The 25,276-nt window shown below is 67.1% G+C and carries 26 protein-coding genes; 14 read left to right on the top strand and 12 right to left on the bottom strand.

Annotated features, from left to right (window positions below; translation table 11 throughout):
* The first annotated feature begins 40 nt into the window (after positions 1–40).
* Complete coding sequence (locus tag IP89_RS21540; protein WP_043311943.1) at positions 41–928, top strand: lysophospholipid acyltransferase; 888 nt, start codon at positions 41–43, stop codon at positions 926–928.
* A gap of 63 nt (positions 929–991) precedes the next feature.
* Complete coding sequence (locus tag IP89_RS21535) at positions 992–1,264, top strand: PilZ domain-containing protein (RefSeq protein ID WP_043312218.1); 273 nt, start codon at positions 992–994, stop codon at positions 1,262–1,264.
* On the opposite strand, the gene IP89_RS21530 is transcribed toward IP89_RS21535, so the two are convergent.
* Genes IP89_RS21530 through def form a run of 5 tightly spaced genes read right to left on the bottom strand, consistent with a single transcriptional unit; the run spans position 1,261 to position 5,801 of the window.
* Positions 1,261–1,593 carry a tetratricopeptide repeat protein gene (locus IP89_RS21530; protein ID WP_043311941.1) on the bottom strand — a complete coding sequence of 111 codons (333 nt, stop codon included), beginning with the start codon at positions 1,591–1,593 and terminating at the stop codon, positions 1,261–1,263. The two genes, IP89_RS21535 and IP89_RS21530, sit on opposite strands and share 4 nt — an antisense overlap.
* 19 nt (positions 1,594–1,612) lie before the next feature.
* On the bottom strand, positions 1,613–2,986 hold the full coding sequence (gene trkA / locus IP89_RS21525) for a Trk system potassium transporter TrkA (RefSeq protein WP_043311939.1): 1,374 nt from the start codon (positions 2,984–2,986) through the stop codon (positions 1,613–1,615).
* 12 nt (positions 2,987–2,998) lie between these two features.
* The gene (gene rsmB, locus IP89_RS21520) at positions 2,999–4,309 is read right to left on the bottom strand and encodes a 16S rRNA (cytosine(967)-C(5))-methyltransferase RsmB (RefSeq protein ID WP_043311938.1); all 1,311 of its coding nucleotides are present in this window, start codon (positions 4,307–4,309) and stop codon (positions 2,999–3,001) included.
* Complete coding sequence (fmt, locus tag IP89_RS21515; RefSeq protein ID WP_043311937.1) at positions 4,306–5,238, bottom strand: methionyl-tRNA formyltransferase; 933 nt, start codon at positions 5,236–5,238, stop codon at positions 4,306–4,308. Before fmt ends, rsmB begins: the two co-directional genes overlap by 4 nt.
* A gap of 56 nt (positions 5,239–5,294) precedes the next feature.
* Positions 5,295–5,801: a peptide deformylase gene (gene def, locus IP89_RS21510; RefSeq protein ID WP_043311936.1), complete on the bottom strand. Its 507-nt coding sequence runs from the start codon at positions 5,799–5,801 to the stop codon at positions 5,295–5,297.
* A gap of 133 nt (positions 5,802–5,934) precedes the next feature.
* On the opposite strand from def, the gene IP89_RS21505 reads away from it, so the two are divergent.
* The 3 genes from IP89_RS21505 to IP89_RS21495 all read left to right on the top strand — a co-directional run bounded on the left by IP89_RS21505 (position 5,935) and on the right by IP89_RS21495 (position 8,716).
* Positions 5,935–6,975, top strand: a complete 1,041-nt coding sequence (locus IP89_RS21505) for a LysM peptidoglycan-binding domain-containing protein (protein ID WP_043311934.1) — start codon at positions 5,935–5,937, stop codon at positions 6,973–6,975.
* Positions 6,976–7,038: 63 nt separating this feature from the next.
* Complete coding sequence (gene dprA / locus IP89_RS21500; protein WP_371261971.1) at positions 7,039–8,121, top strand: DNA-processing protein DprA; 1,083 nt, start codon at positions 7,039–7,041, stop codon at positions 8,119–8,121.
* A gap of 40 nt (positions 8,122–8,161) precedes the next feature.
* A complete protein-coding gene (locus tag IP89_RS21495; RefSeq protein WP_043312217.1) occupies positions 8,162–8,716 on the top strand; it encodes an L-threonylcarbamoyladenylate synthase in 555 nt (184 codons plus the stop codon).
* A gap of 130 nt (positions 8,717–8,846) precedes the next feature.
* Here the strand turns inward: IP89_RS21495 and IP89_RS21490 are convergent, their stop codons facing one another.
* On the bottom strand, positions 8,847–9,824 hold the full coding sequence (locus IP89_RS21490; RefSeq protein ID WP_043311932.1) for an NADPH:quinone reductase: 978 nt from the start codon (positions 9,822–9,824) through the stop codon (positions 8,847–8,849).
* Positions 9,825–9,942: 118 nt separating this feature from the next.
* Between IP89_RS21490 and hemF the strand changes: the two genes are divergently transcribed.
* Genes hemF through IP89_RS21475 form a run of 3 tightly spaced genes read left to right on the top strand, consistent with a single transcriptional unit; the run spans position 9,943 to position 12,537 of the window.
* Complete coding sequence (gene hemF, locus IP89_RS21485) at positions 9,943–10,863, top strand: oxygen-dependent coproporphyrinogen oxidase (protein WP_043311931.1); 921 nt, start codon at positions 9,943–9,945, stop codon at positions 10,861–10,863.
* On the top strand, positions 10,860–11,681 hold the full coding sequence (aroE, locus tag IP89_RS21480; protein WP_043311930.1) for a shikimate dehydrogenase: 822 nt from the start codon (positions 10,860–10,862) through the stop codon (positions 11,679–11,681). Before hemF ends, aroE begins: the two co-directional genes overlap by 4 nt.
* Position 11,682: 1 nt before the next feature.
* Complete coding sequence (locus IP89_RS21475) at positions 11,683–12,537, top strand: carboxylate/amino acid/amine transporter (protein ID WP_043311929.1); 855 nt, start codon at positions 11,683–11,685, stop codon at positions 12,535–12,537.
* Here IP89_RS21475 and IP89_RS21470 read toward each other — a convergent pair.
* Positions 12,534–13,061 (bottom strand): anti-virulence regulator CigR family protein, encoded by a 528-nt coding sequence (locus IP89_RS21470; protein WP_043311928.1) that lies wholly within the window; start codon positions 13,059–13,061, stop codon positions 12,534–12,536. The genes IP89_RS21475 and IP89_RS21470 overlap by 4 nt on opposite strands.
* A gap of 231 nt (positions 13,062–13,292) precedes the next feature.
* Here IP89_RS21470 and pbpG point away from each other — a divergent pair, with 231 nt between their 5' ends.
* Complete coding sequence (gene pbpG, locus IP89_RS21460; RefSeq protein ID WP_043311926.1) at positions 13,293–14,189, top strand: D-alanyl-D-alanine endopeptidase; 897 nt, start codon at positions 13,293–13,295, stop codon at positions 14,187–14,189.
* A 67-nt stretch (positions 14,190–14,256) separates the two neighbouring features.
* On the opposite strand, the gene IP89_RS21455 is transcribed toward pbpG, so the two are convergent.
* From IP89_RS21455 to IP89_RS21440, 4 genes are all read right to left on the bottom strand, one after another.
* Positions 14,257–14,676, bottom strand: a complete 420-nt coding sequence (locus IP89_RS21455; protein WP_043311924.1) for a hypothetical protein — start codon at positions 14,674–14,676, stop codon at positions 14,257–14,259.
* A gap of 95 nt (positions 14,677–14,771) precedes the next feature.
* On the bottom strand, positions 14,772–16,121 hold the full coding sequence (locus tag IP89_RS21450; protein WP_043311922.1) for a glutamine synthetase family protein: 1,350 nt from the start codon (positions 16,119–16,121) through the stop codon (positions 14,772–14,774).
* 17 nt (positions 16,122–16,138) lie between these two features.
* The gene (locus tag IP89_RS21445) at positions 16,139–16,696 is read right to left on the bottom strand and encodes a helix-turn-helix domain-containing protein (protein WP_043311920.1); all 558 of its coding nucleotides are present in this window, start codon (positions 16,694–16,696) and stop codon (positions 16,139–16,141) included.
* 168 nt (positions 16,697–16,864) lie between these two features.
* The gene (locus IP89_RS21440; RefSeq protein WP_043311919.1) at positions 16,865–18,151 is read right to left on the bottom strand and encodes an FAD-binding oxidoreductase; all 1,287 of its coding nucleotides are present in this window, start codon (positions 18,149–18,151) and stop codon (positions 16,865–16,867) included.
* A 150-nt stretch (positions 18,152–18,301) separates the two neighbouring features.
* Here IP89_RS21440 and IP89_RS21435 point away from each other — a divergent pair, with 150 nt between their 5' ends.
* From IP89_RS21435 to IP89_RS21425, 3 genes are all read left to right on the top strand, one after another.
* Entirely contained in the window at positions 18,302–18,847 is a 546-nt protein-coding gene (locus tag IP89_RS21435; RefSeq protein ID WP_043311917.1) for a sigma-70 family RNA polymerase sigma factor, read from the top strand.
* A 1-nt stretch (position 18,848) separates the two neighbouring features.
* Positions 18,849–19,820 (top strand): FecR domain-containing protein, encoded by a 972-nt coding sequence (locus IP89_RS21430; protein WP_043311915.1) that lies wholly within the window; start codon positions 18,849–18,851, stop codon positions 19,818–19,820.
* An 86-nt stretch (positions 19,821–19,906) separates the two neighbouring features.
* Positions 19,907–22,276 (top strand): TonB-dependent receptor, encoded by a 2,370-nt coding sequence (locus IP89_RS21425; RefSeq protein ID WP_043311913.1) that lies wholly within the window; start codon positions 19,907–19,909, stop codon positions 22,274–22,276.
* Here the strand turns inward: IP89_RS21425 and IP89_RS21420 are convergent.
* Positions 22,243–23,157, bottom strand: a complete 915-nt coding sequence (locus tag IP89_RS21420) for a LysR substrate-binding domain-containing protein (RefSeq protein WP_043311912.1) — start codon at positions 23,155–23,157, stop codon at positions 22,243–22,245. The genes IP89_RS21425 and IP89_RS21420 overlap by 34 nt on opposite strands.
* A gap of 146 nt (positions 23,158–23,303) precedes the next feature.
* Between IP89_RS21420 and IP89_RS21415 the strand changes: the two genes are divergently transcribed.
* A complete protein-coding gene (locus IP89_RS21415) occupies positions 23,304–23,609 on the top strand; it encodes a putative quinol monooxygenase (RefSeq protein WP_043311910.1) in 306 nt (101 codons plus the stop codon).
* A gap of 179 nt (positions 23,610–23,788) precedes the next feature.
* Positions 23,789–25,276 (top strand): methyl-accepting chemotaxis protein (locus tag IP89_RS21410; protein ID WP_043311908.1); only part of this gene is annotated, 1,488 nt, incomplete at its 3' end.

Below are 25,276 nucleotides of genomic sequence, written 5' to 3'. Positions count from 1 at the left end.
CCGTTACAATGCCGCCCCAGCCAATTTTCAGGAGTCTTCCGTGGAGAAGCTCAAAGGTGCCCTGGTCGTCGGTTTTCTGTGTCTGTTCGCCCTGCTGCCCTGGCGCGCGGTGCAGGCAGTGGGCAATGCCATTGGCTGGCTGATGTGGAAGCTACCCAACGGTTCGCGCGAGGTGGTGCGGATCAACCTGAGCAAGTGCTTCCCCGAGCTGGACAAGGCTGGGCTGGACCGGCTGACCGAGCAGAGCCTCAAAGACATCGCCAAGACCCTGACCGAGAGCGCCTGCGCCTGGATCTGGCCGGCGGAGAAGTCGCTCAAGCTGGTGCGTGAGGTGGAAGGCCTGGACGTGCTGCAGCAGGCGCTGGCCTCCGGCAAGGGCGTGGTCGGCATCACCAGCCACCTGGGCAACTGGGAAGTGCTCAACCACTTCTACTGCAGCCAGTGCAAACCGATCATTTTCTACCGCCCGCCGAAACTCAAGGCGGTGGACGAGCTGCTGCAGAAGCAGCGGGTACAGATGGGTAACCGCGTCGCCCCGTCGACCAAGGAAGGCATCCTCAGCGTGATCAAGGAAGTGCGCAAAGGCGGCGCCGTGGGCATCCCGGCGGACCCCGAGCCGAGCCGCTCCAGCGGCGTATTTGTGCCCTTCCTCGGTACCACCGCGCTGACCAGCAAGTTCGTCCCGGGCATGCTCACCGGCGGCAAGGCCGTCGGCGTGTTCCTGCATGCCCTGCGCCTGCCCGATGGCAGCGGCTACAAGGTGATTCTCGAGGCTGCGCCCGAGGGCATGTATAGCGAGAGCGTCGAAGAAGGCGTGGCGGCCATGAGCCAGGTGGTCGAGCGCTACGTGCGCAGCTACCCCAGCCAGTACATGTGGAGTATGAAGCGCTTCAAGAAGCGCCCGGACGGCGAGCAGAAATGGTATTGATGCGCGAGCGCTTAGCCTTTACCGTCTGAGCACTCAACTTTCAGCCACGCAAACGGGATGGGCATGGACGACAACAAGCGCGAGCACAAGCGGACACCGCTCAAGGTCCAGCTGCGCATCGACCATCCGGTGCATGGCCAGATGCTGGTCACCACGCGCGACATCTCCGACAGCGGCGTGTTCGTGGTGATCGACGAGGCGCAGAGCCTGTTGCAGATCGGTGAAGTGGTCAGCGGTCAGGTCCAGGGCCTGCCGATCCCGGCGCCGATAGTGCAGATGCAGGTGGTGCGCTTCGAGCCCAGCGGCGTAGCGCTGATCTTCCGCCGCGAGGACTAACGGCTCTCGCTGCCGGCCGTCTTCTCCAGGCGGCGCAGGAACACCATCATTTCCTTCTCGGTCTGCTTGTCGCCGCGTTTGCGCGCCACTTCCAGGCCGTTGTGCCAGGCCTGACGCGCCTCCTCGAGCATGCCCTGGCGCTGGCAGGCCTGGCCGAGCAGCTTCCACGCCGCCGAATAGTTGGGGTCGAAGCCCAGGCATTTCTGCAGGTGTTCGGCGGCGGCGGCGGGCTGGTTGCCGTCGAGGTAGGCCTTGCCCAGGCCGAAGCGCAGCAGGGCGTTGTCCACCCCACGGGCCAGCAATTTTTCCAGGGACTCCGGCGTGGTCATGCCAAAGGGGCCTCGTGGTTCAGAAGAAGGTCAGACCGACCTGGAACAGGCGCTCCACGTCGCGGATGTACTTCTTGTCGACGAGGAACAGTATCACGTGGTCGCCGGATTCGATCACGGTGTCGTCGTGGGCGATCAGCACTTCCTCGTCGCGGATCACCGCACCGATGGTGGTGCCCGGCGGCAGGGCGATCTCCTCGATCATCTTGCCGACCACCTTGCTCGAGCGCGAGTCGCCGTGGGCGATGGCCTCGATGGCCTCGGCCGCGCCACGGCGCAGGCTGTGCACGCTCTCGATATCGCCACGGCGCACGTGGGTCAGCAGGGTGCCGATGGTGGCCAGCTGTGGGCTGATGGCGATGTCGATATCGCCGCCCTGGACCAGGTCGACATAGGCAGGGTTGTTGATGATGGTCATCACCTTGCGCGCGCCCAGGCGCTTGGCCAGCAGCGAGGACATGATGTTGGCCTCGTCGTCGTTGGTCAGGGCGAGGAAGATGTCGGCCTCGTTGATGTTCTCTTCCACCAGCAGGTCGCGGTCGGAGGCGCTGCCCTGCAGGACGATGGTGCTTTCCAGGTTGTCCGAGAGGTAGCGGCAGCGCGCCGGGTTCATCTCGATGATCTTCACCTGGTAGCGGCTCTCGATGGCCTCGGCCAGGCGCTCGCCGATATGCCCGCCGCCAGCGATGACGATGCGCTTGTAGCTGTCCTCGAGGCGGCGCAGTTCGCTCATCACCGCGCGGATGTGGGCCTTGGCGGCGATGAAGAACACCTCGTCGTCGGCTTCGATCACCGTGTCGCCCTGCGGCATGATCGGTCGGTTGCGCCTGAAGATGGCGGCCACGCGGGTATCGACGTTGGGCATGTGCTCGCGCAGCTGACGCAGCTGCTGGCCGACCAGCGGACCGCCGTAGTAGGCCTTGACCGCCACCAGCTGGGCCTTGCCCTCGGCGAAGTCGATCACCTGCAGGGCGCCGGGGTATTCGATCAGGCGCTTGATGTAGTTGGTCACCACCTGCTCGGGGCTGATCAGCACGTCGACCGGGATGGCCTCGTTGTCGAACAGCGCCTCGCGGGTCAGGTAGGCCGACTCGCGCACCCGGGCGATCTTGGTCGGGGTGTGGAACAGGGTGTAGGCGACCTGGCAGGCAACCATGTTGGTCTCGTCGCTATTGGTCACCGCCACCAGCATGTCGGCGTCATCGGCGCCGGCCTGGCGCAGCACGGTGGGGAACGAGCCACGGCCGACCACGGTGCGGATGTCCAGGCGATCGCCGAGGTCGCGCAGGCGGTCGGCATCGGTGTCGACCACGGTGATGTCGTTGGCCTCGCTGGCCAGGTGCTCCGCGAGGGTGCCGCCGACCTGCCCTGCGCCGAGAATGATGATTTTCACGCGATCACTCCGTTAGCCGCGTGATGCGGCGATCTTGATCAGCTTGGCATAGTAGAAGCCGTCGTGGCCTTCGGCCTGCGGCAGCAGCTGGCGGCCGTGGGCCTGCTTGAGGCCGAAGGCGCCGGCGATATCCAGCTCGCGCGCGCCGGGGGTGCGGGCGAGGAAGGCGGCGATGTTGTCGCGGTTCTCCTCCGGCAGCACCGAGCAGGTGGCATAGAGCAGCACACCGCCGACCTCCAGGGTTGGCCACAGGGCATCGAGCAACTCGCCTTGCAGGGTGGCGAGGGCGGTGATGTCGTCGGCCTGGCGGGTCAGCTTGATGTCCGGGTGGCGGCGAATCACCCCGGTGGCTGAGCAGGGCGCGTCGAGCAGGATGCGCTGGAATGGCTTGCCGTCCCACCAGCCAGCCACGTCGCGGCCATCGGCGGCGACCAGGGTGGCCTTGAGCTTGAGGCGGTCGAGATTCTCCTGCACCCGAGCCAGGCGCGCCGGCTCCAGGTCCAGGGCGATAGCCTCTTTCAGGCCCGGTTCGGCTTCGAGCAGGTGGCAGGTCTTGCCGCCGGGCGCGGCGCAGGCATCCAGTACGCGCTGGCCGGGCGCCAGGTCGAGCAGGTCGGCGGCCAGCTGGGCGGCTTCGTCCTGCACGCTGACGCGGCCTTCCGCGAAGCCCGGCAGGGTCTTCACGTCGCAGGGTTGCAGCAGGCGGATGCCATCGCGGCTGAAGGCGCAGGGCTCGGCTTCGATGCCGGCGGCGCGCAGCTCGGCGAGGTAGGCATCGCGGCTGCCATGACGGCGATTGACCCGCAAGATCAAGGGCGGGTGCTGGTTGTTGGCGGCGCAGATCGCCTGCCAGTGCTCGGGCCAGTCGGCCTTCAGGCGTTTCTGCAGCCAGCGCGGGTGCGCGGTGTGCAGCACCGGGTCGCGATCCAACTCGGCGAATAGCGCCTCGTGATCGCGCTGGGCATTGCGCAGCACGCCGTTGAGCAGGCCCTTGAGCGAGGACTTCTTCAGCTTGTCGACGCAGGCCACCGTCTCGCCGATGGCGGCGTGGGCCGGGATGCGGGTATGCAGCAGCTGGTACAGGCCGACCAGCAGCAGGGCCTCGACGTCGCGGTCGGCGGCCTTGAACGGCTTCTGCAGCAGCTTGTCGGCGAGCAGCTGCAGGCGCGGCTGCCAGCGTGCAGTGCCAAAGGCCAGGTCCTGGGCCAGGCCGCGGTCACGTGCCTCGACCTTGTCCAGCAACGGCGGCAGGCTGCTGCCCAGCGAGGCCTTGCCATTGAGCACCGCCGCCAGGGCGCGGGCGGCGGCCAGGCGTGGATTCATTGACCGAGCACCAGGCCGGGGGCGAACTGCTCGCGGCGGCTGTTGTACAGGTCACTGAAGGCCAGCGGCTTGCCGCCGGGCAGCTGCAGGCGGGTCAGGCGCAGGGCGCCTTCGCCACAGGCGATGGTCAGACCGTTCTTGTCGGCAGCCAGCACTGTGCCTGAGGCACCTTTGCCTTCGCCCAGCTGCGCGGCCAGCACCTTGAGTGGTTCGCCGTTCAATGTGCTGTGGCAGATCGGCCAGGGATTGAAGGCGCGTACCAGGCGCTCCAGCTCATCGGCCGGGCGGCTCCAGTCGAGGCGTGCCTCATCCTTGTTCAGCTTGTGCGCATAGGTGGCCAGGCTATCGTCCTGCACTTCGCCTTGCAGCTCGCCGGCGGCCAGCTTGGTCACGGCCTCGACCACGGCCGCCGAGCCCAGCTGCGCCAGACGATCGTGCAGGCTGCCGCCGGTGTCTTCGGCGGTGATGGTGGTGGTGACCTTGAGCAGCATGGGGCCGGTATCCAGCCCTGCTTCCATCTGCATCACGGTGACGCCGCTGCTGGCATCGCCGGCCTGCACCGCACGCTGGATCGGCGCGGCGCCGCGCCAGCGCGGTAGCAGCGAGGCGTGGCTGTTGATGCAGCCCAGGCGCGGGGTATCGAGCACCACCTGCGGCAGGATCAGGCCGTAGGCCACCACCACCATCAGGTCCGGCTTGAGCGCGGCCAGTTCGGCCTGGGCGGTCGGGTCGCGCAGGGTCTGCGGCTGGTACACGGTGATATTGTGCTGCAGAGCGAGCTGCTTGACCGGGCTGGGCATCAGCTTCTGCCCGCGACCAGCCGGGCGATCCGGCTGGGTGTAGACGGCGACGATGTCACGGCCCGCATCGAGCAGGGCCTGCAGGTGGCTGGCGGCGAATTCCGGGGTGCCGGCAAAGACGATGCGCATGATTCACTCACATGAAAAGAAAAAGGCTTGCCGGAGCAAGCCTTTGGGGTTCGGGTTCAAGCTTGCTGGCGGTGCTGTTTTTCCAGCTTCTTCTTGATCCGGTCGCGCTTGAGATTGGACAGGTAGTCGACGAACAGCTTGCCGTTGAGGTGATCGCACTCGTGCTGGATGCACACGGCGAGCAGGCCTTCGGCGATCAGCTCGTAGTGGCTGCCGTCGCGATCCTGGGCCTTGATCTTGACCTTTTGCGGGCGGTCGACGTTCTCGTAGAAACCCGGCACCGAAAGGCAGCCTTCCTGGTATTGGTCCATCTGCTCGGTCAGCGACTCGAACTCGGGGTTGATGAACACCCGCGGCTCGGATTTGTCCTCGGACAGATCCATCACCACCACGCGCTTGTGCACGTTGATCTGCGTGGCCGCCAGGCCAATGCCCGGGGCGGCGTACATGGTCTCGAACATGTCGTCGATCAGCTGCGACAGGGCAGCATCGAAAACGGTCACCGGCTTGGCGATGGTGCGCAGGCGCGGATCGGGGAATTCGAGGATGTTGAGAATGGCCATGGCTGTTTGTGATGCACTTGTGGAATAAAGTAAAAAACCGCTGCTAAGATGATGAGCAGCTTTGAAAAACGGCTCAAAAGCCGCGGCTACTGCGGCTTACAGGCGTCAGCCACATAATAAAGGGATTCACCGCATGAGGAAATCACTACTCGCCCTGCTGCTGGTCGCTGCGGGCGGTCTGGTACAGAGTGGCCTGGTCCAGGCAGCCGTCCAGCTCAAGGAAGGTCATCCGGACCGCTACACCGTGGTCAAGGGCGATACCCTGTGGGACATCTCTGGCAAGTTCCTCAGCCAGCCGTGGAAGTGGCCCGAGCTGTGGCACGCCAACCCGCAGATCGAGAATCCTCACTTGATCTACCCCGGTGACACCCTCTCTCTGGTCTACGTCGATGGCCAGCCGCGCCTGATGCTCAACCGCGGCGAGTCTCGCGGCACCATCAAGCTGTCGCCGCAAATTCGTAGCACGCCGATGGCCGAAGCTATTCCGACCATCCCGCTGGAGGCGATCAATAGCTTCCTGCTGCGCAACCGCATCATCGACACTCCGGAAGACTTCAATGGTCGCCCCTATGTGGTGGCCGGCAATGCCGAGCGTGTGGTCAGCGGTGCAGGTGATCGTGTTTACGCCCGCGGTGCCTTCGATGACGGCCAACCGGTTTATGGCATCTTCCGCCAGGGTAAGGTCTACACCGATCCGGAAACCGACGAGTTCCTCGGCATCAACGCCGACGATATCGGTAGCGGTGAAATGGTCGCCGAAGAAGGCGACATCGCTACCCTGACCCTGACCCGCTCCACCCAGGAAGTGCGTTTGGGCGACCGTCTGTTCCCCACCGAAGAACGTGCGGTGAACTCGGTGTTCATGCCTAGCGAACCGCAGACCGACATCAACGGTGTGATCCTCGATGTGCCGCGCGGCGTGAATCGTATTGGCCAGTTCGATGTGGTGACCATCAACAAGGGTAAGATCGACGGTCTGGTCGAAGGTAACGTCTTGGCCATCTACAAGACCGGTGAGACCGTGCGTGACCGCATCACCGGCGAGTCGGTGAAGATCCCCGACGAGCGCTCCGGCCTGATGATGGTGTTCCGCACCTACGAGAAGCTCAGTTACGGCCTGGTGCTCTACGCCAGTCGCGACCTGTCGCTGATGGACAAGGTGAAGAACCCGTAACACCCAGAACCCCCGCCCAGCGCGGGGGTTCTGCTTTTCCGGCAATGATCAAGGATGATCGCCATGCACATCTCTCCCGCCGAACTGGAGGCGCGTCTGCGCCTGCATTGTCTTCCCGAGCTTGGACCCCGGCGTTTTCGCCGGCTGCTGGAGGCCTTCGGCAGTGCCTCCGTGGCACTCAGTGCTCCCGCCGCTGCGTGGCGTTCCCTGGGGTTGCCTGCGGCCTGTGCCGAGGTCAGGCGTAGCGAGGATATCCGCGAGCGTGCCACCGCCGCTCTGCGCTGGTTGGAGCAGGAGGGCCAGTCGCTGCTGATGTGGGAAGACGCCGACTATCCCGCTCTGCTGGCCGAGCTGAGCGATGCGCCGCCGCTGCTGTTCGTCGCTGGCGCCAGGGGCGCGCTCGAGCGCCCGCAACTGGCCATGGTCGGCAGCCGGCGTGCTTCGCGTCCGGGGCTGGATACCGCAGCGTCCTTCGCCCGTAGCCTGGCCGGTGGCGGCTTCGTGATAACCAGTGGTCTTGCCCTGGGTATCGATGGCGCCGCACACCAGGGCGCGCTGGATGCGGGTGGCGCGACGGTTGCCGTGCTGGGTACCGGCCTGCAGCGCATCTACCCGCAGCGCCATGCTGGTCTGGCCGAGCGCATCGTCGCTAATGGCGGCGCACTGGTCTCCGAGATGCCACTGGATTGCCCGCCACAGGCGAGCAATTTTCCACGGCGCAACCGCATCATCAGCGGCCTGTCGCTGGGCGTGCTGGTGGTCGAGGCCAGCCCCTCCAGCGGCTCGCTGATCACCGCGCGCCTGGCCGCCGAGCAGGGCCGCGAGGTCTATGCGATTCCTGGCTCGATCCACCATCCGGGCGCCCGCGGTTGTCATCAGCTGATCCGCGAGGGGGCGACCCTGGTGGAGAGCGTCGACGACATACTCCAGGCGCTGCGTGGCTGGCAGGCGGTCGCGCCGGCTGTGGTGGCCGAGCAGATCGACCATCCGTTGCTGACGCAGTTGCGCGCCGCACCGCAGACCAGCGAGGGGCTGGCTCAGGCCTGTGGTCTGGAGTTGAGCGCCACTTTGATCGCCCTGACCGAGCTGGAGCTGGAAGGCCTGGTCGCCTGCGAGGCCGGGCGCTGGGTACACCGCGCGCCCTGAGCTGGGTACACTCGCCGCCAGAGAATCCATGGGGGTGAGCATGAGCGGTTGGCAGATACAGCGGGTGGCACGCGTGGTACGCGAAGGCGGGGTGATCGCTTATCCCACCGAGGCCGTCTGGGGCCTGGGCTGCGACCCATGGAACGAGACCGCGGTAGATCGCCTGCTAGCGCTCAAGGAGCGCCCGGTGCACAAGGGCCTGATCCTGGTGGCGGACAGCATCGAGCAGTTCGATTTCCTTCTCGAAGACCTGCCCGAGCGCTGGATCGACCGCCTGGCCAGCACCTGGCCGGGGCCCAATACCTGGCTGGTACCGCACCAGGATCGCCTGCCACAGTGGATCACCGGCCGCCACGACAGCGTCGCCCTGCGCGTCAGTGACCACCCGCTGGTACGAGACCTCTGCGCCCTCACCGGGCCACTGGTGTCCACCTCGGCCAACCCGGCGGGTCGCCCCTCGGCGCGTTCGCGCCTGCGCGTCGAGCAGTACTTCCCCGGCCAGTTGGACGCCGTGCTCGGCGGCTCCCTGGGCGGGCGCCGTAATCCGAGCCTGATCCGCGACCTGCGTACGGGCGATGTAATCCGCCCATCCTGACCACGATCTGCTGCGCGTCGGAAAACTGTGTTGAAAGCGCCTTCGGAATGCTCATTGACCAATAGTCAACTCCGCTTCCTCAGCCGCTTTCGCCTTGCTTTTCTCTAGCTCGCGAGATCGTGGCGGCTAGTCACGGGATCAGGATGGTCGAGCCGGTGGTCTGCCGGCCGCTCAGCGCGTCCTGGGCCTGTGCTGCATCGGCCAGCGCGTAGCGGCGGCCGATCTCGACCTTGATCGCGCCACTGGCGATCAGGCCGAACAGCTCGTCGGCCATGGCCTGCAGGTTCTCGGCATTGCTGGCGTAGTGGCCCAAGGTCGGTCGGGTGACGTAGAGCGAACCCTTCTGCGCCAGCACGCCGAGGTTGACCCCGGTGACCGCGCCCGAGGCATTGCCGAAGCTGACCAGCAGGCCGCGCGGCGCTACGCAGTCCAGCGAGCGCTCCCAGGTGTCCTTGCCCACCGAGTCGTACACCACCGGGCACCTGGCCCCGCCGGTCAGCTCCAGCACGCGCTGCACCACGTCCTCGTGGCTGTAGTCGATGGTCGTCCAGGCGCCATTGGCCTTGGCCAGCGCCGCCTTCTCTGGCGATGAAACGGTACCGATCAGGTTGGCACCCAGGGCCTTGGCCCACTGGCAGGCGATCAGGCCGACACCGCCGGCTGCGGCGTGCCAGAGGATGGTCTGCCCGGCCTCGACTTTGTAGGTCTGGCGCAGCAGGTACTGCACGGTGAGGCCCTTGAGCAGCACTGCCGCGGCCTGCTCGAAGGAGATCGAGTCCGGCAGTTTGACCAAGTGTTGCGCCGGCAGCACATGCAGCTCGCCATAGGCGCCGAGCGGGCCGGTGGCATAGGCCACGCGGTCGCCGACCTTGAGATGGCTCACCGCGCTGCCCACCGCTTCCACTTCGCCGGCGCCCTCGCCGCCCAGCCCGGATGGCAGGCTCGGTGGCTGGTACAGGCCGCTGCGGTAGTAGGTGTCGATGAAGTTGAGGCCGATGGCGCGGTTGCGTACGCGCACTTCCTGCGGGCCGGGTTCGACTGCCGGCTGGTCGACCAGCTCGAGCACGTCGCTGCCGCCGTGGCGGGAAAACTGGATGCGTTTGGCCATGTCCTGCACTCCTGACAAAGAACACCATCCAAGCGCCGGCACTGACGGCCGTCAAGTCCGCCGGGGGCGACGATGGTATGCTTGCGCCCCTCTTCCGCCTCTGCCCCGGACCATTGCCGTGAGTGAACGTACCCAGGCCGTGAAGGCCTACCTGCTCGATCTGCAGGATCGCATCTGCGCCGCCCTCGAAGCCGAAGACGGCGGTGTCCGTTTCTTCGAAGACAGCTGGGAACGCCCCGCCGGTGGCGGTGGCCGTACCCGGGTGATCGAGAACGGCGCGCTGATCGAGAAGGGTGGCGTGAACTTCTCCCACGTGTTCGGCGACAGCCTGCCGCCATCGGCCAGCGCTCATCGCCCCGAACTGGCCGGGCGCGGCTTCGAGGCCATGGGCGTGTCCCTGGTGATCCACCCGGAGAACCCGCACGTGCCCACCTCCCACGCCAACGTGCGCTTCTTCAGCGCCGAGAAGGAAGGCGAGGAAGCGGTTTGGTGGTTCGGCGGCGGCTTCGACCTGACGCCCTACTACGCCAACGAGGAGGACTGCGTGCACTGGCACCAGGTCGCCCGCGACGCCTGCGCGCCGTTCGGCGCCGAGGTCTATCCGAAGTTCAAGGAGTGGTGCGACCGCTACTTCCACCTCAAGCACCGCGGCGAGCCACGCGGCATCGGCGGGCTGTTCTTCGACGACCTCAACCAGTGGGACTTCAACACCAGCTTCGCCTTCCTGCGCGCCATCGGCGATGCCTATATCCAGGCCTACCTGCCGATCGTGCAGCGGCGCAAGGCCACCCCGTTCACCGAGCAGCAGCGCGAGTTCCAGGCCTTCCGCCGCGGCCGCTACGTCGAGTTCAACCTGGTGTTCGACCGCGGCACCCTGTTCGGCCTGCAGTCCGGCGGGCGCACCGAATCCATCCTCATGTCGCTGCCGCCACACGTGCGCTGGGGCTATGACTGGAAGCCGGAACCTGGCAGCGAAGAAGCGCGCCTGACCGAATACTTCCTGACCGATCGCGACTGGCTCGGCGAGGCTGGCCTGTGAGCGATCGTTACGGCGTGTTCGGCAACCCCATCGGCCACAGCAAGTCGCCGCTGATCCACGGCATGTTCGCCGCGCAGACCGGCGAGCAGCTGTCCTACGAGGCCCTGCTGGCGCCGCTGGACGATTTCGCTGGCTACGCCCGCGCCTTCTTCGCCACCGGCCGCGGCGGCAACGTCACCGTGCCGTTCAAGGAAGAGGCCTATCGCCTGGCCGATGAGCTGAGCAAGCGTGCCCGTCGCGCCGGTGCGGTGAACACCCTGAAGAAGCTCGATGACGGCCGCCTGCTCGGTGACAACACCGACGGCGCCGGCCTGGTCCGCGACCTGACGGTCAACGCCGGCCTCGACCTGGCCGACAAGCGCATCCTCCTGCTCGGCGCAGGCGGCGCCGTACGCGGCGTGCTGGAGCCGCTGCTGGCCGAAGGGCCGCAGAGCCTGACCATCGCCAACCGCACGGTGGAGAAGGCCGAGCAGCTGGCTCGCGAGTTCGCTGACCTGGGCCCGGTGGCCGCGGCCGGCTTCGACTGGCTGAGCGAGCCGGTCGACCTGATCATCAACGGCACATCGGCCTCGCTGGCCGGCGAGCTGCCGCCGCTCGACCCGAGCCTGATCCAGCCGGGCCACACCGTCTGCTACGACATGATGTACGGCAAGCAGGCGACTGCCTTCAACCGCTGGGCGGCCGAGCATGGCGCGGCGCGCTGCATCGATGGATTGGGCATGCTGGTGGAGCAGGCCGCCGAGGCCTTCTTCGTCTGGCGTGGGGTGCGCCCGCAAAGCGCGGCGATACTGGCGGAACTGCGCAGCCAGCTGAGCTGAGATGCGCTACCTGCTGGTCGTCACGGCCCTCTGGGCCTTTTCCTTCAGCCTGATCGGCGAGTACCTGGCCGGTCGCGTCGACAGCGACTTCGCCGTGCTGGCGCGGGTGCTGATCGCCGCCCTGGTGTTCCTGCCCTTCACTCTCTGGCGCGGCCTGCCGGGGCGTTTGCTGGCCGGCTTCTGGCTGGCCGGGGCGCTGCAGTTCGGCATCACCTACCTGTGCCTGTACCGCAGCTTCCAGGTGCTGACGGTGCCCGAGGTGCTGCTGTTCACTGTGCTCACGCCGATCTACGTGACCCTGCTCGACGATGCCTTGGCCAGGCGCTTCAACCCCTGGGCGCTGGTGGCCGCGCTGGTCGCCGTGGGCGGCGGGGTGATCATTCGCTTCGACAAGCTCGAAGGCGACTACCTGTTCGGCTTCGTCCTGCTGCAGGTGGCCAACGCCACTTTTGCCGCCGGCCAGGTGCTGTGCCGGCGCCTGCTGCTGCGTTACCAGCCGGCGCAGCCGTTGCACCGTTTCTTCGGTCACTTCTTCCTCGGCGCTCTGGTTCTGGTGCTGCCGTCGTTCCTGCTGTTCGGCAACCCGGACAAGCTGCCGCAGACCGTCGTACAGTGGGGCGTGCTGGCCTGGATGGGCCTGTTCGCCACAGCCCTGGGCCTGTACTGGTGGGTCAAGGGCAGCACCCAGGTGGACGCCGGCACTCTGGCGATCATGAACGAGCTGCACGTGCCGGCCGGGCTGCTGGTCAACCTGCTGATCTGGAATCGCGACTTCGACCTGCCGCGCCTGGCCGGCGGCGGCGCGGTGATCCTCGTCGCCATGTGGCTGAACCAGCGCGGCCGTCGCGCGACCTAGTTCAGTACGCCCTGCAGGATGGCGTAGACGATGCCGGTGGTGACGGCGATCAGCACCACGTCGCTGCCGACCCGACGCCATTCATAACCCTCGTAGCGCGGCAGGCCGTGCAGGGCGCATTCGTCCAGGCGCTTGCCATAGCCATGCGGCAGCGGATGGCCCTGACGGATATGCACGTCGGGCGGCACGGCCGGGCCGCGGCCGATCTGTGCGCGGCGCTCGTGGAAGGCACGCTGCACATCGCCGAAGTCCTGTGGCGGTGCCTGGCGATGGTCGTTCGCCGGGCGCTGGGCCGATGGCTGTTGTTGCGGCCTCTGCTGCTGTGTAGAGCCCTGACCCTGCGTTTGCTGCGGATGTTGCGCTGGCTGCTGCGGGCGCTGCTGTTCCTGGCGGCCACGCTGATCCTGGCGTTGTTCCTCGCGCTGCGGCGATTGACCTTGCGGCGCAGCATGGGCGTCGAGCAGGCTGCTGCTGCCGATCAGGAACAGGCCTAACAGGGCGAAGGCAGGATGTGGCTGTTTCATCGGGGTGGTCCTCGCGGAACTGCTGGCGGGTGGGCACCTGGCGGTGCGTCTTGCCTGTTTAGTCCGCGGGCGCAGCGGCGAAATCCTCGGTAAAGACATCTTTACCCTGACCTTTACCTTGCCGATACAAAGCGCAGGACAACCGGCTGCCGGGCGCGGGATGCTTTCCGTATACTGCGCGGGCCAGCAAGGACCGCTGTGGCATCCCATCACCCAGAGCGGAATGTACTTGTGAAGATTCTTCGTTACCTGGCCGGCGTGGTTCTGGCCGGCGCGGCCCTGGTGGCCCACGCCTCCCCCCAAGTCCAGGAACTGGCCTCCGGCAGCGCCCTGCTGGTCGACCTCAACACCAACCAGATCCTCTACTCCAGCAACCCGGACCTGCAGGTACCGATCGCCTCGGTGACCAAGCTGATGACCGCCATGGTGACGCTGGACGCCAAGCCGAACATGAACGAGCAGCTCGACGTGGTGATCCGCGACGTGCCGGAGATGCGCGGCATCTATTCGCGCGTGCGCCTGGGCAGCGTGCTGAGCCGCCACGACATGCTGCTGCTGACCTTGATGAGCTCGGAAAACCGCGCCGCCTCCAGCCTGGCCCACCACTATCCGGGCGGCGTGCCGGCCTTCATCGCGGCGATGAACGCCAAGGCCCGCGCCCTGGGCATGACCCATACCCGCTACCGCGACCCGACCGGCCTGTCCGAGGGCAACGTCTCCACCGCCAACGACCTGGTCAAGCTGGTCAAGGCCGCCGGCCAGTACCCGCTGATCGGCCAGCTCAGCAGCACCCGCGAGCACGTCCAGCAGTTCAACAAGCCGCGCTACAGCCTGGGCTTCCGCAACACCAACGGCCTGGTGCACAAGCCCAACTGGAGCATCCAGCTGACCAAGACCGGCTTCACCAACGCCGCCGGCCACTGCCTGGTGATGCGCACCCAGATGGGCGGCCGCCCGGTGGCCTTCGTGGTGCTCGACGCCTTCGGCAAGTACACCCACATGGCCGATGCCAACCGCCTCAAGCGCTGGCTGGAAACCGGCCAGGTGACCAAGGTGGCGCCGGCGGCGCTGGCCTACAAGCAACAACGCCAGGCCGCGCGTGCGCGGACCATGCAGGCGGCGCAGTAACTGCGCCAATAAAAAAGCCCGGCCATAGCGCCGGGCTTTTCGTTTCAGGGTTGTCTGCTCAGGAAGGTCATCGTGGAGCTTGCTGTTGAATCTCACGGTTGTAGCGTTCGGCATAGTCATGGGCTTTGAGGTACAAGCGCTCATGTTCGTTGCCGAAAACGACGTCTCCCAGCTGTAGCCTCAAAGCGCCTTGGCGCGTGATCAAATTTTGATACTGATCATCCGGTGTCGCTGGAATGGAGCAGGCATAGGCACAGACCTCCATCAGGCGATAATCCCGTTTGAGAATTGCTGCGTGAGCGGCATCCTCGGGGTCGGTTGTATCCAGCCAGCGAAGGCGTTGCACTTGTTCCGCCTCCAGCTTTTTGAATAGCTCATCGTCGGAGTCTGTTGCGGCGGGTGGTTTGGATGTGCACGCCGACAGCACGAACAGACAGAGCAGGATGCTTTGCCTGGCAGAGCATCTTTTAAGGCTTGGGATTTCCATATCGAAGCATCCGTATTAGCAGCGCTTGGACCCTAGCGATCATCTAGACGGCTGTCGAGTCGCAGCGCCGGCATAGGCCGACGCTGCGGCAGGCGTTAGAGGAACCAACGAAACTCCCGCGCGCTGACCTCGTTCATGAAGTCCAGATGATCGTGGCGCTTGTTCTCGCAGTAGACGAAGACGAACTCGCTGCCCAGCTTCTCCTTCACCACCTCATGCGCCTCCATTTTCGCCACCGCGGTGAGCATGTCCTTGGGGAAGGCCACGCCGCTGCTGCGGTCGTCGTTGAGTGAGGCGATGGGCTCCAGTTCGTGCTCCAGGCCGTATTCCATGCCGCTGAGGATGGCCGCCAGCACCAGGTAGGGGTTGGCGTCGGCGCCGGCCAGGCGGTGTTCGATGCGCAGGTTCTTGCCGTCGGACTCGGGGATGCGGATGCACGCGTCGCGGTCCTCGAAGCCCCAGCTGGCCTTGCTCGCCGAGTTGACCATGGCGCCGTAGCGGCGGAAGGCGTTGTGGTTGGCGGCGAAGATCGGCATGCAGTGCGGCAGCAGTTCCAGGCAGCCGGCCACGGCGTGGCGCAGCGGGCGCTGATTGTTGCCGTCGAGCAGGTTGTTGCCGGCCTCGTCATACAGGCTGACGTGCACGTGCATGCCGCTGCCCGGCGCGTCCAGGTAGGGCTTGCTCATGAAGCTGGCGCGGTAGCCGTGTTGCATCGCCACGCCGCGGGTGCTGCGGCAGAACAGGGCTGCCTGGTCGGCGGCGTGCAGGCCGTCTTCGCAGTGGGCGAAGTTGATCTCGAACTGGCCGGGGCCCAGTTCGGCGGTAATCACGTTGGCGTCCACGCCCTGCTCCTGGGCGGCCTCGACCATCTCGTGCAGCACATCGGAGAAGCGCGACAGGCGCTCGATGTGCATGTTCGGCTGGTCGTCTTCGTCGTCGGTCAGCGGATCGCGCGGGAAGCGCGGTAGGCCGCTGTCGAGCTTCTTGTCGAACAGGTAGAACTCCAGCTCGAAGGCCACCACCGGGCGGATGCCCTTGGCTTGCAGGCGTTTGAGTACCTGGGCCAGCACCTCGCGCGGCTCGAACTCGATGGGCGCTTCGGTGCCGTCGGAGCTGATCAGCATCTGCCCCAGCGGTTGGCTCTCCCAGCGCACCGGCTTGAGCGTGCCGGGGATCAGCCGGCGCGGCGCGTCCGGGTCGCCGTCGTTGAAGCAATAGTCGCCGATCGGGTGCAGGCCGCCCTGGGCGCCGAGCAGCACGCAGTTCTGCGGCAGCTTGAGCGGGCCGCCGGCGGCGACCTTCTCCAGCATGTCGAGGGGATAGCGCTTGCCGTAGAAGTGCCCGGGGATGTCCAGGCAGATCAGGTCGACGTAGCGCACGTCGGGGTGGGCGGCGCGGAAGGCGCGGACTTCGCTGAGCAGGTCGGGGAATCTTGTTGTTGTCATGGCGATATCTGCAAAGGTCAGGTGAAGACCCAGAGCACTCTGGTTGGGGAATCGGTGAGGTTGGCGTAGCGGAACTTGGCATGTGGGGGCAGCTGGAAGCTGTCGCGCGGGCCAAGGGTGACCGGCGCGGCGTCGTCGCCGTACCAGACGGTCAGCTCGCCCTCGAGGACGAAGCCGCCCTGCTCGGAACTATCGTTGATATGGCCGTCGCCACAGGTGGCGCCCGGGTCGAGGAAGCTCTCCAGCATGGAGAAGCCACCGGCCATGCCCGGCGAGGCCAGCACGTCGGTGATGCCACTGGCGTAGTACAGCGTGCGGCGCTCGTCCGGGCGGGTCACCCAGGGCACCTGGCGCGGCTTGCCGGGGTTGTAGAAGTAGGTGGTGGGCACGCCCAGCGCCTCGCTGATGGCGGTGAGGTCGGCCACCGTCGGACGCGACAGGCCACGCTCGACCTGAGACAGGAAGCCCACCGAGCGGCCGATGCGCTCGGCCAGCTCGCCCAGGGTCACCTCCTTGTGCTTGCGCAGGTCGCGCACGAGGATCGCGAGGCCTTCGATTTCGTCCTGTTTATCCATGGTCATTTCCTTTTGAGTCTGTTCACAGGCGTCGCGAGCGAAGGAGAGGCAAGGCGAAACGCGCCGAGGAACGGACTGGGCTCGCACGCGAGTTTACGAGTGGTAAATGAGCATTCCGAGGCGGGTTTCAACGCAGCATCTCCGAGCGCAGCAGCTTGTGGACAGACGTCAGATGAAGTCGCGCAGACGGTACCAGGCCTTGCCCACCGCCTCGATAGGCGCGGCCAGCAGGTCGCCGCCGGGGAAGCGTGGGTTATCCAGGCCCTGGTACAAGCCGAGCAGCTGGTCCTGGCCGAGGATGGCGTCGCTGACCGCGCGGGCCGCGGCCAGGGTCGGCAGGATGCCGTGGCCGGAGAAGCCCTGCAGCCAATACTTCTGGCCCTGGCGGCCGACGTCCGGGGTGCGCGGCATGGTGCAGTCGATATGCCCGCCCCAGCCGTAGTCGATCTGTACCCCGCGCAGCTGCGGGAACACCCGCTCCAGGTAGGGCCGGGTGGCTGCCGGTACGTCCTTGGGGATGCCGCCGAGGTAGGTGCAGCCGCCGCCGAACAGCAGGCGGTTGTCCGGGGTGACGCGGAAGTAGTCGGGGACGAACTGGTTGTCGATGGCGCAGGTGCCGCGTGGCAGCAGCGAGTGGGCCAGTTCGGGATCGAGCGGCGCGGTGGCCACCTGATAGGAGCCGACCGGCAGCAGGCGCTTCGACAGCTCGCGGTCGAGGCCGTCGATGTAGGCGTTGCAGGCCAGTACCAGCACGTCGCCGCGCACCTCGCCGTGCTCGCAGCGCACGGAGTAGCCGTTGTTGGTCTCCTGCCAGTCCAGTGCCTTGCTCTGTTCGAAGATGCGCCCGCCGGCGGCCTCGATGGCGCCGGCCAGGCCCTGGGCCAGCTTCAGCGGGTTGAGGTGGGCGGCGCCGGAGTCATGCAGCGCGGCCAGGTAGCGCGGGCTGGCGATCCACTGCGGCAGGTCCTTTTGTGCAATGAAGCTGAGCCGCTGGTAGCCGTACTTCTGCTCGGCCTCTTCCAGGTTCTCCTGCAGCAGGCGTGCGCGGCGTGGCAGCACGGCGGTGTAGAGGGCGCCGCTGCGGTAGTCGATGTCGAAGCCGTGGCGCTCGGGCAGCTCGCGCATCTCCTCGGCGGCCCAGACCATGCTGTCCCACAGCAGGCGGGCGCGCTCGGTGCCGAGGGCCTTCTCCAGCGGCGGCATATCGCAGGACCAGCCGGGCAGGGCCTGGCCACCGTTGCGCCCGGAGGCGGCCCAGGCCAGGCGGCTGGCTTCCAGCAGAACCACCTTCTTGCCGGCCAGGGCCAGGCGCAGGCCGGTGTGCAGGCCGCTGAAGCCGGCGCCGACGATGATCACGTCGCAGTCGAGCGACTCCTGCAGGTGCGGGCGCAGCGGAATCTGGCCATAGGTGCCGGCGTAGTAGGTGCCGATGTGCTGGGCTGACTGCTTGAACATGACCGCCTCATGAAATTTGTTGTTGTTAATTTCATGAAAAATCTCACAAGGAATTTCATAAGGCAAGCGCAATGACCGATGGGTCTTACGAATGACCTGCGCAATGGCTTATCATTTGCGACTAATTCCCATCTTCGTGTCGGCAGTCCGGTGACCACTCTCCTTTCCCAACCCGTCGCGCCGGACGCCGTCGCCACGCTCTACCGCCAGCATCACGGCTGGCTGTACCAGTGGCTGCAGCGGCGCTTCGGGCATGCCTTCGATCACGCCGATGCCGCCGACCTGGCGCAGGACACCTTCGTCCGCCTGCTGCTCAAGCCGCGTGGCTTCGCCAGTGCCGGCGACGCCCGCGCCTTCCTCTGCACCGTGGCGCGGGGCCTGTGCATCGACCGCTGGCGCCGCCAGCAGATCGAACAGGCCTGGCTGCAGGCCCTGGCCGCGCAGCCGGAGGTCTTCGCGCCGTCCGCCGAGCAGCGGGTGATGCTGATCGAGGCACTGTGCGAGATCGACGCCATGCTGCGGCGCTTGCCGGCCAAGGCACGCACGGTATTCCTGCTGGCGCAGATCCATGGCTACGGCTACCGCGAGATCGGCGAGCGCCTGGGCATCTCCGAACGCATGGTGAAGAAGTACATGGCCCGCGCCATGTTGCAGTGCGCGTTGCTCGAAGCCGGCCTGCTGGATGGGGAGGTCTGAGATGAACGACGCCGGTTACGAACAGCTGCAACAGGCCGCCGACTGGTACGCCCGCCTGTTCGATGGCGAGGCCGGCGAAGCCGAGCAGGCGGCCTGGCGCGAGTGGCTGGATCGCCGCCCCGAGCATCGCCAGGCCTGGGCAGTGGTCAGTCGGGTCGGCGAGCGCTTCGCCCCGTTCCGCCAGGGCGAAGGTCGCGGCGCCGCCTTCGATGCCCTGCAGGCGCCGGCACGCACACCGCTTAGCCGTCGCCGCGCCCTGCTCTCACTGGGTCTGCTGGCGGTTGGCAGCGCGCTGGCCTGGCGTGGCGCCCGTGACACGGTGCTTGGTGAGCATCTGCAGGCGGCCCTGGCCGACCAGGCCACCGCCGTCGGCGAGCGCCGCGAGCTGGGCCTGCCGGATGGCGGAAAACTCTGGCTGAACAGCCTGTCGGCGGTCGACCTGGCCTACACCGGCGTGCAACGGCGCCTGGACCTGCGCGCCGGCGAGATTCTGTTGCAGGTGCCGCGCGATGGCCGCGGGCCGTTGCGGGTGGCGACCGAGCTGGGCTGGGTGGAAAGCGCCCAGGCGACCCTGGGTATCTGCCTGCGACGCGATGGCCTGTGCCTCAGCGTGTTCGACGGCCAGGCCGCGTTGCAGGACCTGCGCGGCACGCGGCGGCTGGTCGAGGCGGGCAGCCAGCTGCAGCTCACCAGTACGGGCTTCGGCGCCCTGCAGGCGGCCGAGCCGGCGCGACGCTCCTGGGTGCAGGGCGTGTTCGTCGCCGACGGTACGCCGCTGTGGCGCCTGGTCGAGGACCTTGGCCGGCAACGGCATGGCTACCTCGGTTGCAGCCCGGAGGTGGCGCAGCTCAAGCTGGTCGGCAGCTTCCCCCTGGCCGATAGCGACCGCGCCCTGGAATTGCTGCCGCAGGTGTTGCCGGTGCGCATCAGCCGGCCGCTGCCCTGGTGGGTGAGCATCGAGGCGCGCGCCTGAACCCTGCGCAAAAACTTTCGCCAGGGCGGTTCCCCTTTTCGGCGCGCCACTCGGTGTAGAGGGTAAATGACCTGGAAGCCCCACCCATGAGCCGATCTTCACCCTTCTCCCTGCGCCCTCTCGTCCTCGCCTGCGCCCTCGCCGCCGGCACTCATGCGCCGTTCGGCCTGGCCGAGGCGCGCCAGTACAGCATCGCCCCCGGCGACCTGACCGCCCAGCTGGCGCAATTCGCCGAGCAAGCCGGGATCATCCTGATCGGCAACGCCGCGCTCACCGATGGCCGGCGCAGCGATGGCCTGTATGGCCGCTACGACAGCGCCGATGGCCTGGCCGAGCTGCTGCGTGGCCAGGGCCTGGCGGTGCAGGCGCAGGGCGACGACAGCTACCTGCTGGTGCCGCAGCCGGGCGTGCAGCTGGAGGAGACCGATATCCAGTCCAGCGCTCTGCGCAGCTACCAGGCCACCAGCAACCCCGGCGTGCTGCGCAGCGGCGCCAGCAACCTGGATAGCGCCCAGGCGGTGGCCAGCGTCAGCGAGCAGGTACTGAACGACAAGCAGCCGCTCAACCTCGACGAGGCGCTGGGCAACATCAGCGGCATCACCCAGGCCAACACCCTGGGCAGCACCCAGGACGCGGTGATCAAGCGCGGCTTCGGTGACAACCGCGACGGTTCGATCATGCGCGACGGCCTGCCGTCGATCCTCGGCCGCAACCTCGGCGCCACCGCCGAGCGGGTCGAGGTGCTCAAGGGCACGGCCTCGCTGCTGTATGGCATCCAGGACCCAGGCGGCGTGGTCAACGTGGTGAGCAAGAAGCCGCAGCTGCAGGCGGCCAACCAGCTGACCGCGCGCGCCTCGGCCTTCGCCCACGGCAAGCAGGGCAGCGGCGGCACCCTCGACAGCACGGGCGCGCTGGGCGACAACGGCTTCGCCTACCGGCTGATCCTCGACCACGACGACAACGAGTACTGGCGCGACTTCGGCCAGTATCGCCAGACCCTGGTGGCACCGTCCGTGGCCTGGTACGGCGAAGACACCAGCGTGACCCTGTCCTACGAGCACCGCGAATTCGAGACGCCGTTCGACCGTGGCACGGCGCTCGACCCGCGCACCAACAAGCCGCTGGACATCCCCTACACCCGCCGCCTGGACGAGGAATTCAACGTCACCGAGGGCCGCTCCGACCTGTGGCGCTTCGCCGTCGAACACCAGCTCAACGAGGCTTGGAAGGCCCACTTCGCCTATGGCTGGAGCCGCGAGACCTACGACGACAACCAGGCGCGGGTGACCAGCGTCAACGCCACTACCGGTCGCGTCACCCGGCGCATCGACGGCACCCACGGCGCGGTCAGCAGCGACAGCTTCGCCACCACCAGCCTGCTCGGCGACTTCGAGCTGGGCGGCTTCCGTCACGAGCTGGTGGTCGGCATCGACAGCGAGAAGCGCAAGATCTACCGCGCCGACCTGATCCGCGGCGCTAACAGCGTGCTCAACCCGTACAACCCGGTGTACGGCACGGTGCAGCCCTCGGACGTGGCCGACCCGGCTTCCAGCGACCAGACCGACCTGCTGCGCACCGACTCGTTCTTCGTGCAGGACTCCTGGCACCTCGACGAGCACTGGATCCTGGTCGCCGGCGGGCGCTTCATGGTCTACGACCAGTACGCCGGTCGCGGCCGGCCGTTCGACGTCAACACCGACAACAACGGCCAGACCTGGGTACCGCGTGGCGGCGTGGTCTACAAGATCAACGAGCAGGCCTCGCTGTACGCCAGCTACAGCGAGTCGTTCAAACCCAACTCGACCATCGCCCCGCTGGACAGCATCGCCGTGGTCGACTCGTCGGTGCCGGCCGAGGAAGGCAAGTCCTGGGAAATCGGCGGCAAGCTGGATATCCCGGATCGCCTGAGCGCCACCCTGGCGCTGTTCGACATCGAGAAGCGCAACGTCATGGTGACCCAGGACCTGGGTAACGGCGACACGCTCAACCGCGCGGCCGGCAAGGTCAACTCGCACGGCATCGAGCTGGACGTCAGCGGCCAGCTCAGCGCGCGCTGGAGTGTGATCGGCAGCTACGCCTGGCTCGACGGCGAGGTCACCGAAGACCCGCTGTACGAGGGCAATCGCCTGCAGAACGTGGCGAAGAACACCGCGGCGCTGTCACTGGTGTACGACGCCGGCCCGCTGTTCGGCGGCGACGGCCTGCGCCTGGGCGGCGGCGCCCGCTATGTCGGCGAGCGCGCCGGTGATGCGGCCGATTCCTTCGACCTGCCGTCCTACACCGTGGCCGACGCCTTCGTCGCCTACGACACGCGCCTGGGCGAGCACGACCTCGGCCTGCAGCTGAACGTGAAGAACCTGTTCGACCGCCAGTACTACCCGTCCGCCGCCAGCCGCAACTACGTCTCGGTCGGCGAGCCGCGTCAGCTCTTGGTCTCGGCCACGCTGGGGTTCTGAGCCATGGCCTGGCTGAGGTAGTCGAGGAAGCAGGTGATGCGGGCTGCCAGCGCGGTGTTGCGGTAGTACACGGCGTTGACCGGCTGGCGGCTGTCGACGCTGTACTCGGCCAGCACCTCGACCAGCGCGCCGCTGGCGCGGTCGCTGGCGGTCATGAAGTCCGACAGGCAGACCAGCCCGGCACCGGCCAGCGCCAGGTGGCGCAGGGTCTCGCCGCTGGAGGCACGCAGCGTCGGCGCGATCGGCAGGCCATCGCCGTGGGCGCTGCGCAGCGGCCAGGTGTTGAGGTTCTCCAGCTGGGTGAAGCCGAGCAGCTCGTGGCCCTCCAGCTCGGCCGGGCTTTGCGGCGTGCCGCGCGCGGCCAGGTAGGCCGGGCTGGCCAGCACGCGGATGCGGCTGCAACCGAGCGGGCGGGCGTGCAGGCTGGAGTCACGCAGGGCGCCGATGCGGATGGCCAGGTCGGTGCGTTGCTCCAGCAGGTCGATGTTCTGCTCGTTGCTGGTCAGCTCCAGCTCGATCTGCGGATAGCGCTGGCGGAAGCCGGCCACCAGTGGCACCAGCACGTGCAGCACGAAGGGCGTGGCGGCATCCACGCGCAGGCGCCCGGCGGGAGCCTGGCGGCGCAGGCTCATCTGCTCCTCGGCCTCTTCCACCGTATCGAGGATGCGCCGCGCCTGGATCAGGAAGGCGGCGCCCTCCTCGGTCAGTTCCAGGCGCCGGGTGGTACGGCGCAGCAGGGTCACCTCGAGCTTCTCCTCCAGGCGCGCCAGCGCCCGGCTGACGCCCGAGGCGGTCTGCCCCAGGTGTTCGGCGGCGGCGCTGATGGAGCCGGCATCGACTACCTGGGTGAAGGCCTGCAGTTCGTCGAGGCTGATCTTCATTCGTGACTCCGTGGCAAGGAAGTGGGCGGACTACTGAAGCCCTGCGCAAGAGTGTGGCGGGCGCGCGGGCGCCCGGCAATCGCTGGTGGAGTCCATTCGGCGCGCCTGGGGTCAACAGCTGTAGAGGCTGCCGAGGAGGACGTCCGATGATCGAGGTGATCGCACAGATCAGCTGCCAGCCGGGCCAGCGCCAGGCGGTGCTGGAGGCGCTGCTGGCCCAGCAGGCGCGGGTGCAGGGCGAGGTCGGCTGCATCGCCTACCGGCCGTTGCTGGCTGTCGCCGCCGGGCTGCCCGAGCAGGTGGCGGACGCCGACGAGCTGCTGGTGCATGAGCAGTGGCAGAGCCTCAAGCACCTGCAGGCGCACCTGGCTTCGCCACATGTGCAGGAGTTCCAGCGCGACACCGCGCAGTGGGTGCGCGAGGTGCGTTTGCGGGTGCTGGAGCCAGCCTGAGTCGCGCCCAACGCCTGGCTCGACACATTTAGACCGATGATTCTCTGGCGCCAATGGCTTGGCAAATGATGGCCATTTGTGATCAAGTGCGCCTCCGCGCGCGTTAGCTCAGCGGGGCTGGCCCAAGAAGAACAATCAAGCCCAGTCGTTCATGGACTTCGATCTCTTGGGACCTCTCTATGCAAACCTGGTTTGGCAACCTCTCCATTACCCGCAAACTCGGCCTGGGCTTCGGCCTGGTGCTGGTGCTCACCCTGGCCCTGACGCTGATCAGCTGGAACAGCATCAGCGGCCTGATCAACCGCAGCAACTGGATGGGCGATATCGCCACGCTCGACTCCGAGCTGACCAAGCTGCGTGTCACCCGCCTGCAGTACATGCTGGCCAACGGCGACGAAACCGTTGGGCAGACTGTGCTGACCTCGCTGAACAACTACGAAAAGCTGCAGGAAGACATCACGTCGCGCTTCAAGAGCCCGGAGAACGTGCAGCGTCTGCAGCAGCAGGGCCAGGTGATCGACGATTACCGTCAGTCGCTCGAAGCCATGCGTGCCGGCTACCAGGCCCGCGCCACGGCACGTGAGGCCATGGTCGGCAGCGCCCAGGCGGCGCTGCAGGCGTTCGATGCGCTGTCCAACGCGGTGCAGCAGCGCCCGGACGATGCCGATCGCTTCGCCGATTTCCAGGCCGTGGGCATCGCCCGCGAAGAGCTGCTGATGGCGCGCTACGAGGTGCGTGGCTTCATCTTCAATGCCGACGCCAAGTCCGAGCAGCTGGCTCTGCAGCAACTGGAGAAGGCCAAGGCCGCCGTGGCGCGCCTCGATGACAGCTTCGCCTCCGAGCTGACCGCCGGCGCGACCCAGGCACTGGCGCGCTACGAGGCCGCGGTGAAGCAGTACAAGGCCACCGTCGAGCAGATCACCAAGGCTCGCGCCGAGATGACCGAGCAGGGCCAGGTCATCGTCAAGCTGGACGAGGAGCTGATGAAGATCCAGTTCGAGCGCCGCGACGAAGAGAGCGCCCGCGCGCTGTCGCTGCAGGCCATCAGCGCCCTGCTGGCGCTGGTCCTCGGCGGCCTGGCCGCGGTGATCATCACCCGCCAGATCACCCGCCCGCTGCGCGAGACCCTGAGCGTAGTCGAGCGCATCGCCGACGGCGACCTCACCGCCGACCTCAACACCACCCGCCGCGACGAGCTGGGCCTGCTGCAGCAGGGCGTGCAGCGCATGGGCCTGAGCCTGCGCGCGCTGATCGGTGGTATCCGCGACGGCGTGACCCAGATCGCCAGCGCCGCCGAGGAGCTGTCCGCGGTGACCGAGCAGACCCGCGCCGGGGTCAACACGCAGAAGGTCGAGACCGACCAGGTGGCCACCGCCATGCACGAGATGGCCGCCACCGTGCAGGAAGTCGCGCGCAACGCCGAGAGCGCCTCGCAGGCCGCCAACGAGGCCGACGGCGAAGCCCGCCAGGGCGATCGCGTGGTGGCCGAGGTGGTCAGCCAGATCGAGCGCCTGGCCGGCGAGGTGGATCGCTCCACCCAGGCCATGCAGGTGCTGCAGCAGGAGAGCAACAAGATCGGCAGCGTGATGGACGTGATCCGCGCGGTGGCCGAGCAGACCAACCTGCTGGCGCTCAACGCGGCCATCGAGGCGGCGCGTGCCGGCGAG

Source organism: Pseudomonas sp. ML96 (assembly GCF_000761545.1).
GTDB lineage: Bacteria > Pseudomonadota > Gammaproteobacteria > Pseudomonadales > Pseudomonadaceae > Aquipseudomonas.
Note: the sequence above shows the minus strand (reverse complement) of the source record. Positions and strands in the feature narration are given on the sequence as shown.